The organism is Anaerococcus octavius, assembly GCF_900445265.1.
Lineage (GTDB): Bacteria > Bacillota > Clostridia > Tissierellales > Peptoniphilaceae > Anaerococcus > Anaerococcus octavius.
Genome location: NZ_UFTA01000002.1, coordinates 664351 through 678702, shown reverse-complemented (window position 1 = coordinate 678702; position 14352 = coordinate 664351). Strand labels below are relative to the sequence as shown.

Annotated in this window: 12 protein-coding genes and 2 pseudogenes; 13 read left to right on the top strand and 1 reads right to left on the bottom strand. The window is 28.6% G+C overall.

The window, feature by feature from the left end; translation table 11 throughout:
* Positions 1-78 precede the first annotated feature (78 nt).
* Together tenA and DY249_RS03455 are read left to right on the top strand one after the other, a co-directional pair.
* On the top strand, positions 79-759 hold the full coding sequence (gene tenA, locus DY249_RS03460; RefSeq protein ID WP_101540141.1) for a thiaminase II: 681 nt from the start codon (positions 79-81) through the stop codon (positions 757-759).
* A gap of 146 nt (positions 760-905) precedes the next feature.
* Positions 906-1604 carry a cysteine hydrolase family protein gene (locus tag DY249_RS03455; RefSeq protein ID WP_101540140.1) on the top strand — a complete coding sequence of 233 codons (699 nt, stop codon included), beginning with the start codon at positions 906-908 and terminating at the stop codon, positions 1602-1604.
* A gap of 32 nt (positions 1605-1636) precedes the next feature.
* Here the strand turns inward: DY249_RS03455 and DY249_RS03450 are convergent, their stop codons facing one another.
* Entirely contained in the window at positions 1637-2383 is a 747-nt protein-coding gene (locus DY249_RS03450) for a nitroreductase family protein (RefSeq protein WP_101540139.1), read from the bottom strand.
* A 65-nt stretch (positions 2384-2448) separates the two neighbouring features.
* On the opposite strand from DY249_RS03450, the gene DY249_RS03445 reads away from it, so the two are divergent.
* From DY249_RS03445 to DY249_RS03395, 11 genes and pseudogenes are all read left to right on the top strand, one after another.
* Positions 2449-4800, top strand: a complete 2352-nt coding sequence (locus tag DY249_RS03445) for an ATP-dependent DNA helicase (RefSeq protein ID WP_115595194.1) — start codon at positions 2449-2451, stop codon at positions 4798-4800.
* Complete coding sequence (gene rlmD / locus DY249_RS03440; protein WP_115595193.1) at positions 4781-6151, top strand: 23S rRNA (uracil(1939)-C(5))-methyltransferase RlmD; 1371 nt, start codon at positions 4781-4783, stop codon at positions 6149-6151. The genes DY249_RS03445 and rlmD overlap by 20 nt, the downstream gene beginning before the upstream one ends.
* 229 nt (positions 6152-6380) lie before the next feature.
* On the top strand, positions 6381-7085 hold the full coding sequence (locus DY249_RS03435; protein ID WP_115595192.1) for a replication initiator protein A: 705 nt from the start codon (positions 6381-6383) through the stop codon (positions 7083-7085).
* On the top strand, positions 7082-7909 hold the full coding sequence (locus tag DY249_RS03430; RefSeq protein WP_115595191.1) for an ATP-binding protein: 828 nt from the start codon (positions 7082-7084) through the stop codon (positions 7907-7909). Before DY249_RS03435 ends, DY249_RS03430 begins: the two co-directional genes overlap by 4 nt.
* A complete protein-coding gene (locus DY249_RS03425; protein ID WP_115595190.1) occupies positions 7902-8387 on the top strand; it encodes a PcfB family protein in 486 nt (161 codons plus the stop codon). Before DY249_RS03430 ends, DY249_RS03425 begins: the two co-directional genes overlap by 8 nt.
* Positions 8384-9118, top strand: a pseudogene (locus DY249_RS03420) (BRO family protein). Before DY249_RS03425 ends, DY249_RS03420 begins: the two are co-directional and overlap by 4 nt.
* Positions 9111-10902, top strand: a pseudogene (locus DY249_RS03415) (VirD4-like conjugal transfer protein, CD1115 family). Before DY249_RS03420 ends, DY249_RS03415 begins: the two co-directional pseudogenes overlap by 8 nt.
* Positions 10903-10999: 97 nt before the next feature.
* On the top strand, positions 11000-13003 hold the full coding sequence (locus DY249_RS03410) for a DEAD/DEAH box helicase (RefSeq protein ID WP_172540052.1): 2004 nt from the start codon (positions 11000-11002) through the stop codon (positions 13001-13003).
* Position 13004: 1 nt separating this feature from the next.
* Positions 13005-13628, top strand: coding sequence for a DUF2290 domain-containing protein (locus tag DY249_RS03405; RefSeq protein ID WP_115595188.1), 624 nt, complete (start codon positions 13005-13007; stop codon positions 13626-13628).
* A 182-nt stretch (positions 13629-13810) separates the two neighbouring features.
* Positions 13811-14125, top strand: a complete 315-nt coding sequence (locus DY249_RS03400; RefSeq protein ID WP_115595187.1) for a single-stranded DNA-binding protein — start codon at positions 13811-13813, stop codon at positions 14123-14125.
* 1 nt (position 14126) lies between these two features.
* Positions 14127-14342 (top strand): Maff2 family mobile element protein, encoded by a 216-nt coding sequence (locus DY249_RS03395; RefSeq protein ID WP_115595186.1) that lies wholly within the window; start codon positions 14127-14129, stop codon positions 14340-14342.
* The last annotated feature ends 10 nt before the right edge of the window (positions 14343-14352 follow it).

Sequence of the window (14352 nt, the reverse complement as noted above, 5' to 3'; positions counted from 1 at the left end):
ACTTGATATAGTTAGAACTAACGTAGGGATGTGGTTATATAGCTTTATTATATCCTTGTGGAATCCAAGGAGGTTTTTATGTCAGAAAAATTTACAGATAGAATTTATCCAAGAATTATTAAACTATGGGAAGCATGTTTTAATCATCCCTTTGTTCAAGAAATGGGAAATGGAAGTCTTGATTTAGATAAATTTAAACACTGGATTAAGCAAGATTATGTTTATTTAATAGAATACGCCAGACTTTTTGCAATAGGTACATCAAAAGCAGCAGATCTTGAAACTATGAATTCTTTTGCAAAAGGTCTTGATGGAGTATTATTTATGGAAATGGACCTTCATAGATCTTATGCTAAAGATTTTTCTATAAACGAAGATGAATTAGAAGCTACTGAACCATCTGCTATAAATACAGCTTACACTTCATATATGTTAAATAAAGCACAAGCTGGGGGAGTAGAAAATGTTGCTGCAGCACTTCTTGCGTGTTCATGGTCATATAGTTATATAGGTCTTAAACTAGCCGAAATTCCAGGAGCCTTAGAAGATAAAAACTACGGATCATGGATTGAAATGTATTCGTCAAAAGAATTTACAGATTTAAACGAAAATGCCATGGAATTAATGAATAAACTTGCAGAAGATAAGCCAGAAAGAGAATTAAAAGCACTTGAAGAGATTATTGTTAAAACAGGATATTTTGAGTACATGTTCTGGGATATGTGCTACAATAAAGAAACTTGGTCTATAGATTTATAAAAATACTAAAATAATTGACATAATAATTTCGTTTTTTTGGCAGTTTATTTCTTAGGGATAATATAAAATTTATGTTATAATGCTAACAGAGAAAATGTTAACATTAGTTGTTTATTTTTAGTCAGCTAATACTGGTGGAGGTAAAAATGAAATTAGACAGAAAATTTGTATCAAAATATTATGAACATGTTGAAGACTTCCCAGATCTAGACATTGATCTTTCAAAAACAATTTTACTAATTGTTGATTATCAAAATGAGTTTTGCTTAACAGATTTTGGAGAAGCTAAAGAATTTAAAGAAGATGGACTTTGGGATTCTTGGAAACCATATTTTGACAAAATGCACCAAGTAGCTTTACCTAATACTGAAAAAGTTTTAAATTATTTTAGAGATAATGATTTACTAGTATCATATGGTCTTATAGCTTGTCAAAGAGAAGACGGCAGAGATAGGTCGCCAGTTCAAAAATCAGATGGTTGGAATAATATGCTTATGCCTGTAAATTCATATGCCGCACAAGTAGTAGATCCATTAAAGCCAATTGATGATGAAATAGTAGTATATAAAACTACTGATTCTGTAACAACTGGCACTAATTACCTACACTTATTAGATAATATGGATATTGAAACTGTAGTTGTCTGTGGCATGGTTACAGACCAATGTGTAGCATCGACTGTAAGAGGTCTTGCAGATGCAGGTTATAATGTTATAACTGTCCACGATGCATGCATTGCAGCATCAGAAGAACTACACGAAGCAGAGCTTAAAATAATGAATGTAATTTATACCTATGTTTTAAGTACTGAAGATACCTTAAAGTTATTAGATGAAAGTAAATAGTAAAATAAAAAAAGGAGCATGGACTCCTCTTTTTATTTTACTATAAAACCTTGATCTATAAGAGTTTCAAACATTTTATTTCTATTTGCAATTAGACTGCCTTGCTTTACAGGAATTTGTTTAGAAAAGGAATCAACTCTTCTATTTGCATCTCTTAAGTCGTAATAGGTAGTCATTTCCTTATCATATGCCGATATTTTTTCATTGTAATTGTCGAATACTTGGTAATAATTTTCAAATGTTTTCAAATTTATATCCATTCTAGGTTTTAATTGTGGTTTTTGATTTGCAAGCCCAAAACCAAGTCCAACTGCTGGGTAAGTTAGTTTGGGTAAATCTAGTAGTTCAATAATGTGTTTTGTATTATTGTGGATATTACCAAAATAGTTTACTCCAAGACCTAAACTTTCTGCTGCAATGCTTACATTTTGTGCTGCAATTATAGAATCTGTAAATCCTTGTATAAATTTATCAAATCCTATCATCTCATCATTTTCTTGGTAGTTTTCTTTTGCTATATTATAATTTCTAAATAAATCTACTATAAATATCCACAAATATGGAGCACGAGCCATATATTCTTGTAGACCATTTTTTGCTAGTTCTTCTTTTAAATTTTGATCAGTGATTTTTATTATAGAAAAAAGTTGCATGCCATTACTTGATGGAGACATGTTGGCTACGTCTAGTAAAGATTCTATAATGCTATCATCAATTTTCTCATTTTTAAATTCTCTTATAGTTCTATGGTCAAGTTGATTTTTAATTGTTTCATTCATAAAAACTCCTTATCTTGTTATCAGTATATACCCAATAAAATAGTATAATAAAACAAGGTGATTAAATGTTAGTTAGAATTTCTGTTAGAAATCTTATAGAATTTGTAATGAGATCTGGTGACATTGACAATAGATTTCGTGATAATGCCAGAATGATTGAAGGAATAAGGGCTCATCAGGCCATTCAGAAAAAATATGGTGATAATTATAAAAGTGAATATTCTCTAAAAAATACAACTGTTATTGAAGATGTTGAGTTCAAAGTTGAGGGTAGAGCAGACGGTCTTTTAAAAGAAAAAGATGGATGTGTAATCGATGAAATAAAATCTACAACCAGATTACTTACTGAAATGGATGGATCAAATAAATTACACTGGGCTCAAGCCATGTGCTATGCTTATTTTTATGCTATAGATAATAATTTAGATACCATGGGTATCTCTTTAACTTATGTTAGTATAGAAGACTATTCGACAAAAATTTTTAAAGATTATTTTAGCTTTGAACAATTAGAAAAATTTTACTATGACTTACTTAACGAATATCTAAACTTTTCTAAGATATTAGCAAAAAACAAAGTTAAAAGAGATAATTCTATAAAAAAACTAGACTTTCCTTATAAAGAATACAGAAAGGGTCAAAGAAGACTAGCTGTAGCTGTATATACTGCTATACTTGATTCTAAAAAATTATTTGTAGATGCACCAACAGGTATAGGAAAAACAATTTCTACTATTTTTCCATCAATAAAATCAATAGGAGAAGATTTATCTGATAAGATATTTTATCTAACTAGCAAGAATACTCAGTCCAAGGAAGCTTTAAAATCAATAAATATATTAGAAAGCCAGGGTTTATTTATAAAATCCTTGTCTATAACTTCTAAAGAAAAAATATGCTTAAATGATGAAGTGAAATGTAATCCAGTAGATTGTCCATTTGCTAGAGGACATTTTGATAGAGTTAATGATTGTTTAAAAGATATAATTGACAATGAAACAGTGATGGATTTTAATACTATAACATCTTATGCAGAAAAGCACAGGGTTTGTCCTTTTGAATTAGAATTAGATATATCTTCATATGCAGATTTTATTATTTGTGATTATAATTATGTTTTTAATCCAAATACATATCTAAAAAGATTTTTTGATGAAGTGATAGATCGTTATGTATTCTTAATTGATGAATCCCATAATTTAGTAGAAAGAGCTCGAGATATGTATAGCTTTAGCTTTACTGATAGGCGTTTTAGGGAACTTGCTAGCAAATTGAATAAGAAAAAATATAAAAAGATTATAAAATATTTAGAACAAATAGCCGATACGTTTGAAATAATTTATAATAAATATGGCAAGAAATTATATTACTATCAAGAAAATCATATAGAAGAATTTGATAATAAATTTATAAAATTATTAAAACCCTTACAAAAATACTTGGTTGAAGAAAGAGAAGATGAAAATTATGATGACCTTTTAAATTTATACTTTGATATAAATAAGTTTCTTAAAATACAAGAGTTTTATAACAAAGGATTTTATTCTATCATTTCTTATGATGAAAATATGGATGAAAAAATATTTGAAATAAAATGCATTGATCCATCCTTAGTTTTAGCTGATACATATAAGAATGCAAGGTCAGTAGTGTTTTTTTCAGCTACTTTATCTCCTATGATTTATTTTACAAAAATATTGGGAGCTGAAGATAGCTTAAAACTTAGATTGGATATGCCATTTAATGAAAATAATTTTGCTTTATTTAATAGAGAAATAAGCACTAGGTATAAAGATAGAAATAATAATATTGTGTATATAAGTGAAACAATTAACAACTTTATTAATTCAAAAAAAGGAAATTATTTTATATTTTTCCCATCTTATTCCTATCTAGAAGACATTTATGAATATTATAAATCACGATTTGATGATGAAATTATTATCCAAGATAGGTTTATGAATGAAAAAGAAACCAATAAGTTTTTAAAGAAGTTTAATAAAGATTCAGCAAAAACTGCTTTTGTTGTTCTAGGAGGTATATTTTCTGAAGGGATTGATCTACTTGGAGATAGGCTAATAGGAGCTATGATAATATCTGTAGGAATGCCTGGAGTAAGTAATGAAAGAAATTTAATAAAATCTCATTTTGACAAGAAAGGTTTAAACGGATTTGATTATGCTTATACCTATCCTGGCTTAAATAAGGTTTATCAAGCAGCAGGTAGGGTGATTAGATCAAATAATGATAAGGGAATTATTTATCTGGTAGATGATAGATTTAATCAATACAAATATAAAAATCTATATCCAAAGCATCGGAAAAATAAAGGTTTAAAAATAGTAAATGAAAAAGAAGAATTTGATATACAAGCAGAAGGATTCTGGGAGGATGTAATTGAGAAAAAAGAAAAATAGCGAAGTAAAAATCACAGATGTAAAATATCCAAATATTTCTATAGGTCAAGATCAAGACGGAAATACTGTTGAATTTAAAGGTGGTGTACTAGGTCAAACTTGTAAGGTTAAGATTACTAGAAATAGAAAAGATTATAAAAAAGGAAAATATATAGAATTATTAGAAAATTCTTCGCTTGAAAATAGTCGAAATTATTGTCCGCAAGCAGATATATGTGGGGGATGTGCTTACCAAAAACTTCCTTATGAAACAGAATTAATGTTAAAACAGGATATGGTTAAAAAATTATTAGCAGATAACGATATTTGCTATGAAGATGAAATACCTATAAATAGATCACCTAAAGTAGAAGCTTTTAGAAATAAAATGGAGTACACCTTTGGTGATGCATATATAGGAGGAGAACTAATACTAGGCTTGCACAGACAAAATCGTTTTTATGAAATTGTAAATACTATAGACTGCAATGTCATAGATGAAGATTTTAATACAATTAGAAGTGCAGTACAAGAATATTTTAGAGAAAAAAATACGGATTTTTATCATAAATCTAAAAAAGAAGGTTTGTTAAGACATTTTATAATAAGAAAAGCTCATAGAACTGGTGAGATTATGGCTATATTAGTAACAACAAGTGATGAAAGCTTTGATCAGATTAGAAAAAAACTTTTTGTAAACTTTCTGAACAATGTAGAATTAAATGGTAAGATTGTGTCTATATTCCATGTGATTAACGACTCTCCAGCAGATGCAGTAGTTCCTGAAAGAGTTAAGTTACTTTATGGTAAAGATCATATCACAGAACAGATGCTAGGACTTAAGTTTAATATTTCTCCATTTTCATTCTTTCAACCAAATGTATTTACTGCAGAAAAACTATACAAGAAAGCCCTTGATTTTGCAGAGATAGATGAGAGTATGAATATCTTAGACTTATACTCTGGAACAGGAACCATCACCCAAGTAATGGCAAGTCGTGCTAAATCTGCTACAGGTATAGAAATAGTAGCAGAAGCAGTCGAAAAAGCAAAAGAAAATGCAAGAATAAATGAAATTGAAAATATAAATTTCTTATGTGGGGATGTCTTAGAAGAAATTGAAGATGTAAAGAGAAATTACGATGTAGTAATCCTAGACCCACCTAGAGCAGGCATAATGCCAGAAGCTTTAGAAAAAATAATCGCTATAAATCCTAAGAAGTTTGTATACATATCATGTAATCCTAAAACACAGGTAGAAAATTTAAAGGACTTTATAGCAAATGGATATGAGATAAAAAAATACGAAATAATAGACCAATTCCCAAACTCTAGACACGTGGAAGCTATAGCGTTGATACAAAAGATGTAAATATAGAAATCCTGCATTTTAAGCAGTTTTATAAGCATTTTGTCTTCGATAAAGATGAAGAAGGATACGTCAAAAAGACTCAAAAAAACTACATGGACGTAAGAGTAGTTTTGCAACTGGTATGAGGAGACACAAAGAAAAATATAATAAGATAAAACCCATTTTATACTTTCTACAAGAGTAGCTTAAATAAGGCTGCTCTTTTTTATTTTAAAGAGAGGAGGTAAGAATGAATTTTGATTATTTTTATAATAGGCAATCTGAAATGTATAACTTCATTAGGTTGCCTATGGTATTAATGGAAGATGAGATTTTTGAGAGCATTTCTATTGAAGCTAAAGTTTTGTATTCATATATGCTTAATCGAATGGGTCTTTCATGTAAAAATGGATGGATAGATGAAGATGGAAAAGTTTTTATTTACTACACAATTGAAAGTATAAAAGAGCAATTTAATTGTGCAAGTGAAAAAGCAAATAAATTAATAGCTGAGCTTGATATTAAATCAGGAATAGGACTTATTGAGAAGAAAAGACAAGGACTTGGAAAACCTAACAGAATTTATGTTAAAGACTTTATGAGCATATTTAATAATATGGAATTAAAAAATCAAGAAGTTCGAAAATCGGAAGGTAACTATAACAATATTAGTAATAATGAGTTAAGAAATAATGATTTTAGTAAGGGACAAAAGCCTTATGGAATATATAAAAACATATTTTTTACTGATGAAGATTATAAGGACTTAACAAATGAGTTAGGAAGTAGAATTAATGAATACATTGATAGATTGTCGTCATATATGAAAGCAAATAACAGAGTGTATCAAGATCACAAGGCAACGATAATTAATTGGTATCTTAATGATCAGGCAAAAAACATTAATGACAATGCAACAAGGAAAATGAATTACGATATAGGAGAGAGTTTATGAAAAGCTTAAAAGATTTTGTATTAAGAGAAAATGATATTGAAAGAAATGGACATATCCATTGCAAGGTATGTGGTAAAAGAGTAGATGGAGAATTAGTTGACCTTGGATTTGCAAAGTTTATTCCCAGAATTAAATGTGAATGTGAAATAAAAAGAGATAAGGAAAATGAAGAAAGAGAAAGACTGATGAAAATATCAACACTTAAAAGAGGTTGCTTCTCATCGTCGCTCCAACACGAATATAACTTTGAGAAATTCCTAAGTGAAAAGGGACAAGCCTATAAGGTTGCTTATAATTACGCCAAAAGCTTTGAACAAATGAAGAAAGACAATGTAGGACTTTTATTTTATGGCGATGTTGGTAGTGGAAAGACTTATCTTGCTTGTTCAATTGCAAATGAATTAATCGAAAGAAAGCAAGTTAAAGTTAAGATTATGAATTTATCTCAAGTAATAAATCAAATACAAAAATCTGCATTTAAGCTAGATTCAAATGAAATTATCAATAACCTCTCTAATATTCCATTGTTAATATTAGATGATCTTGAAATTGAAAGGGACACATCTTACGCAAGAGAACAAGTATATAACATTATAAACTCAAGATACTTAAAGGGTAGGCCGACAATTTTTACTACAAACTTATCATTGGAAATTATTCAAAATCCTAATATTGACCTTGAGTATCAGAGGATATATTCAAGAATACTTGAAATGACAATACCAGTTAAAGTTACGGGAGAAGATTTTAGAAGAAAAATCCAACAAGAGAAGTTAAGAAAATACAAAGAGCTACTTTTATATGGAGGTGGAATAGATGATTAATGAAGAAGTATCTAGGTCGAGTCTTAATCTTGAAGTAAGACTTGCAAAAGCAACAAGTAAAGCAATTCTTGATGCCTTAAAGAAAGTACACAAGCAAATAGAAGAACAAGGAGGCTTGAAAAATGTAATAAAAAATAACGGAGAAGAAGTAAAGCTAAAGGATATGGTTAAAAAGGGACAGTTAGAAGAAATCAATCTAAAAGATCCTGAGTTAAAAGAATTAAAGAAAATTTTAAATAAATACGGAGTGAAGTTTTCTGTTATGAAAGATAAGGAAACTGGTAACTACTCTGTGTTTTTTCAATCTAAGGATATAAAGGTAATGGAACACGCCTTTAAAAAAGCAGTTAAGGCTTCTGAAAGAAAGACCGATAGAAAAGATTCAATAACGAAGACAATAAATAAGTTTAAAGATATGGCTAAGGACACCATTAGCAAAGATAAAGTTAAAAATAAACATAAGGAGCAAAGCTTATGATAAGTAATTTAAAAATATTTGAAAATAAGAATTTTGGGAAACTCACTGTTATTGAAAAAGACGGTGAGTTTTTCTTTATAGCAAATGAAGTAGCAACTATGCTAGGATATGTCAATCCAAGAAAAGCTATTTATGACCATGTAGATGAAGGAAGATAAGGGTGTAACGAAATGGAACACCCCTGGAGGAATACAGAATATTTCAATAATTAACGAATCAGGATTGTATTCACTTATTCTTTCATCAAAACTATCACAAGCAAAAATATTCAAAGCTTGGGTAACTAGAGAAGTCTTACCAAGTATTAGAAAAAACGGAGGATATATAGTAGGGCAAGAAAAGAAAACTAATGAAGAGCTACTTGCAGATGCAATTCTTGTAGCCAATAGAATTATTGCTGAAAGAGAAGAAGAAATTGAAGTATTAAGACCAAAGGCAGATTATTATGACAAATTAGTAGATTATAACCTACTTACAAACTTTAGAAATACTGCCAAGGAGTTAGGAATACCTCAAAACCAGTTTATAAGTTTTCTAATGGATAAGGGATTAATTTATAGAAATAAGAAAAAAAACTCTTACCTTATGCAGATAAGAACAAGGGATATTTTGAAGTCAAGGAATGGGCTGATCCACTAGGTACACTTGTAGGCATACAAACATTTATAACACCAAAGGGAAGACACTACCTACTAATTTTATTAGATAGTGAAGGTTTCTACGATGAATAAGATATTAGAAGCCATTCTTTCTGATATTAAAAACTTAATTAAAATAGACAACCCAAAGAAATTTATATTATCAAACATTCCTTATCTATCATTCTTCTACATTGGAAATATCTTTTCTAAGCACATAAATTCTTATGTTGGAGGAGATATTATTGATAGAATAATGGTGGGAATTTCTGATATAGGAACTTTATCCTATATACCAAGCCTTAATCCAAGGGACTTGTTAGTAGGTATTTCAGTTGCTGGTCTTGTAAAGTTAATTGTTTATAGTAAAGGTAAAAATAAAAAGAAATATAGGCAAGGTAAAGAGTATGGATCTGCAAGATGGGGAGAAAGCAAGGATATTGCTCCATACATTGACCCTAAGTTTGAAAACAATGTTCTCGTAACTAATACCGAAAGACTAACAATGAACTCAAGACCTAAAAACCCTAAATATGCTAGAAATAAAAATGTATTAGTAATAGGTGGTTCTGGATCAGGTAAGACAAGATTTTATGTAAAGCCAAATCTAATGCAAATGCATTCTTCCTATGTAGTAACAGACCCTAAAGGCACACTTGTGTTAGAGTGTGGAAAAATGCTTTATGAAAATGGATATGACATAAAGATTTTAAACACAATAAACTTTAAAAAATCTATGAAATACAATCCCTTTGCATACTTGAGAAGTGAAAAAGATATTTTAAAGCTTGTCCAAACTATAATTTCCAACACCAAGGGAGATGGAGAAAAGGCAGGAGAAGATTTCTGGGTAAAGGCTGAAAAGTTATATTACACTGCCCTCATCGGTTATATCTATTATGAAGCACCAGAAGAAGAAAAGAACTTTAAGACACTTTTAGATATGATTGACGCAAGTGAAGTTAGAGAAGATGATGAAACCTATATGAACCCAATTGATAGGCTCTTTGAAGCTCTTGAAAAGAAAGATCCAAGTCATTTTGCAGTTAAGCAATACAAGAAATATAAGCTTGCAGCAGGAAAAACTGCCAAATCAATTCTAATATCTTGTGGAGCAAGACTAGCACCTTTTGATATAAGAGAGCTTAGAGAGCTAATGAGTGAAGATGAATTAGAACTCGATAAAATTGGAGATGGAAAAACTGCTTTATTTGTAATAATATCAGATACAGATGATACCTTTAACTTTGTAGTTTCAATAATGTATTCTCAATTATTTAATCTACTATGTGATAAGGCAGATGATGTGTATGGTGGAAGACTTCCAGTTCATGTTAGGTGTCTACTTGATGAGTTTGCCAATATAGGTTTAATTCCAAAATTTGAAAAATTGATTGCAACCATTCGTTCAAGAGAAATATCAGCAAGCATAATACTGCAGGCACAATCTCAATTAAAGGCAATCTATAAAGACCATGCAGATACAATAGTTGGTAACTGTGACTCTACACTCTTTCTAGGAGGAAAGGAAAAAACAACAGTAAAAGAGTTATCTGAAACTTTAGGAAAAGAAACCATAGACTTATATAACACATCAGAAACAAGATCAAATCAAAAATCTTTTGATCTAAATTACCAAAAGACAGGTAATAAACTTATGAGTCAAGATGAAATAACTGTAAAGGATGGTGGTAAATGCTATACCAACTAAGAGGAGTAAGACCTTTCTTGTCTTATAAATTTGATATTACAAAACATAAGAATTACAAGTTATTGGAAGATTATGATAAGAAAAATTTGTTTGATGTAGAGGATTTTTTGAAAAAAAAGATAAAGTAAAATTAAATAGAAATAATTTGATTACAAGAATATACTAACTATGAAACTAATTATTATTTATTACGTAAATTTGCTATAATAGGATTAATGTAATGACTATAAAATTTCATGTTTTTAGAAAGAGGAAAACCAATTATGAGTGAAAAATTTGGGAGTTTAAAATATCTTAGTTCACAAACTGCAAAAAGAATTGAGTTATTAATCCAATATATTGATGAGTTAGACATATCGTATGATATATATTATGGGTATCCAATAATAGATGAATCAGATCATAAAGAATATGTAAAAGGTTTTATTATAACTTGTTATGGGATACTTATATTATATGAACATGAAGAAGAAAAAAATACTTTTGCATCATGTTTTTTAAATCATATAACAAATGATAGTAGCTTGATGATGATTAGTATGAATTTTGACAAATATATTAGATTTATTGATCTTTCAATCATTAGTGAATATATGAATGAAAATTTATTTATAAAGGTTTTATTTAGTGATGAAGAAATATTAAAAATTAATAGAGCTATTCAAAAATCCTATAATTTGACAAAGGATGATCAAAGAGAAATACTACATCAAAACTCACTAGGAGCTCAAATAAAGAAAAGAAATACTTTTATTGGGAAGTATGATTCAACACAATTCAATATGGTACACACACCCATAGAATCTCACCAACGAATAAGAGGATTAGCTGGCAGTGGAAAGACAATATTAATGTTAAAAAAATTGGCATTTTTACATTATAATAATCCAAATTTAAATCTTGCTTTTGTATTCTATACCATATCATTAAAAAGTAGCTTAATTAAGCAATTTGAATCTTTTTATAGAGATTATGATAGATATGGTGAACCTGATATGAGTAAAGTTAATATCTTACATGCATGGGGTGGAAATACTAAAGGATTTTATTCGGATTTGTGTGATAGAAATAATTTTAAAAGAAGGACGTTTAATGAAGCAAAAGATTTATCGGAAAACTTAATAGATCCATTTGAATATACCTGTAAAGAGTTAAATGAATATCTAAAAAGTACTGGATTTGAGGGATTATACGATTATGTATTTGTTGATGAAGCACAAGATTTTGGTATTAATTTTTTTCATTTATGCTTGAGTTCTTTAAGAACTAAAACAGATGGTGTCTTAAATACAAAAAAATCTGGATTCTTGATCTATGCCTATGATGAATTACAATCCTTAAAAGAAGAAACTACAATACCATCAAAAATAGAAATATTTGGAAATGAAGAAAAATGTAAAGACATTAATTTGAAAATATCATATAGAACTACAGTTGAAGTGTTAACTACAGCACATGCCATAGGATTAGGAATATATAGAGATGTGGAAAATGAAGAAAATCCTTTAGTTAATTATGTAGAAGAGTCCAATTTTTTAGATATGGGATATAAAAACAAGTATGGTGACTTTTCAAAAGGTAGTTTAGTTTGCTTGTATAGAGATGAAGAAAAATCTGATATTAGTATTCCTGATCCATTGGAATTTAAAAATGAAAAAGAGCAATATAAATATTTATCAGATATGATAATTAATTTTGTAAATAACGAAGATGTGCTTCCATCAGATATTATGATTATTGATTTAGATGAAAGATATTTACGAAAAAATCATAAAAATTTTTCGAATATATTTTATGAAAAATTAAGTCACAATCAATATGAAAATAACATTAGAGTAAGGTTAATGGATAAGAACACGCCTAATAGAACGACAATTGAAAATGAACTGATATTTACATCAATATATAGAGCAAAGGGAAATGAAGCTAATTTAGTAATAATAATAAATTGCAATTCAGTACCTTTATCTTCAAGAAATAGTTTGAATAGAAATAAGATTTTTACAGCTATGACTAGATCAAAGTGGCTAGTTTGGTTATTAGGTCAAAATATGGATGATTTTAAATCTGAAATCCAGAAAGTAAGAAATAATAACTATATGTTGGAATATAAATCACCAACAGATGAAGAGTTAAAGAAGATAAAACTTTTGAGTGCAGAAGAAGAAAAAATAGACACCACAACTACCAATATTGAAAAAATGCTTGATAACTTGCCAGAAGATGTCATAAAAAAATTGTTAGCAAAACATATTAATAAGGAATGAAATGAGCGATTATAATATAGTTATTGGACAATTTAAAGAATTATGGAGATTAAGTAGTATACCTTTAATCTTAAGCCATAATACTCCTAAAATAAGAAATGATTACATAGGTGAATTATCTGGCAAGTTCACTTATAAGAATTATTATGAATTATATAATAGATGTCTTAGCAGTAGAAATTATCAAATTTTAATACAAGATGAATCAATGATATCAATGTATTATGCATTTAGTAGCGATGGTGAGATAAGTCGTTATAATTTATCTTTTATACCTTCATTAAATAATGAGATAGATGAGAATAATTGTGATATAAATAATATAATTGAAGATGTAGAAAATTATATGAGAATTGATTTTGATATACAAGGATATGAAAAAATATTCCATGAAAAACAACATTTGCATTTAGGATTAAATAATAAATCTCAAAGTAATGAAAAGAATGTAGTTAGGCTTCCAGTGGCAGAAAAATTATATCCATGGGACTTCATATTTTTGATATTAAAATTGATTTATCATTTAGAGGATGGTTATGATAAATATTTTAATAAACATAAGCAGGAATATTATAATATAATTAATGTGGAAGATCAGATATTTCATATAAAATTTAAAAGGTAATAAATGTTAGGCGATAGAAATTAAAAATTCTATCGTCTTTTTTTATACTCAAAATTAGGAGGCTAAAATGGTAAGGATAAGAAGTCCCACTAAAACAATTTAATATATAAGGCATTTAGCGATTGAAATATAAGTTCAGTCGCTTTTTTAATTGAAATTTATAGATTAAGGAGAAGAAATTAATGGATAGAGAAATGATAAATATTAATGCAAATTTAGTTAAGGAAGCTGAATTTTCAGAATTTGAAAAAGATGAAGAAAATGTTCAAGTAGCAAATTTTGCTCTTGTTAAAAAATATGGCAAGAGCAAAGAATATACAAATTGCTCAGTATATGGAGAAAAGGTAGAAATTGTAAAAGAATTTAATAAAGGAGATCTGATCCACGTCTTTGGATATTTCAAAGAAAATAAAAAAGGAGATAAGGTCTACAAGAATTTTATAGTTAAATCACTAAACAAAATAGAAAATAAAGAGAAAGAAAACGAGGAGGAATAATATGGAATTTTTTACAGCAGGAGTTGGAGTTTTAAAGACACTTGTAACTGCAATTGGTGCAGGTTTAGGAGCATGGGGAGTTATTAACTTAATGGAAGGTTATGGTAATGATAACCCTGGTGCTAAATCTCAAGGTATTAAGCAGCTTATGGCTGGTGGAGGAATTGTACTAATTGGTATTAAATTAATTCCACTACTTGCAAATATTTTAAATTAGGAGAAAGTCT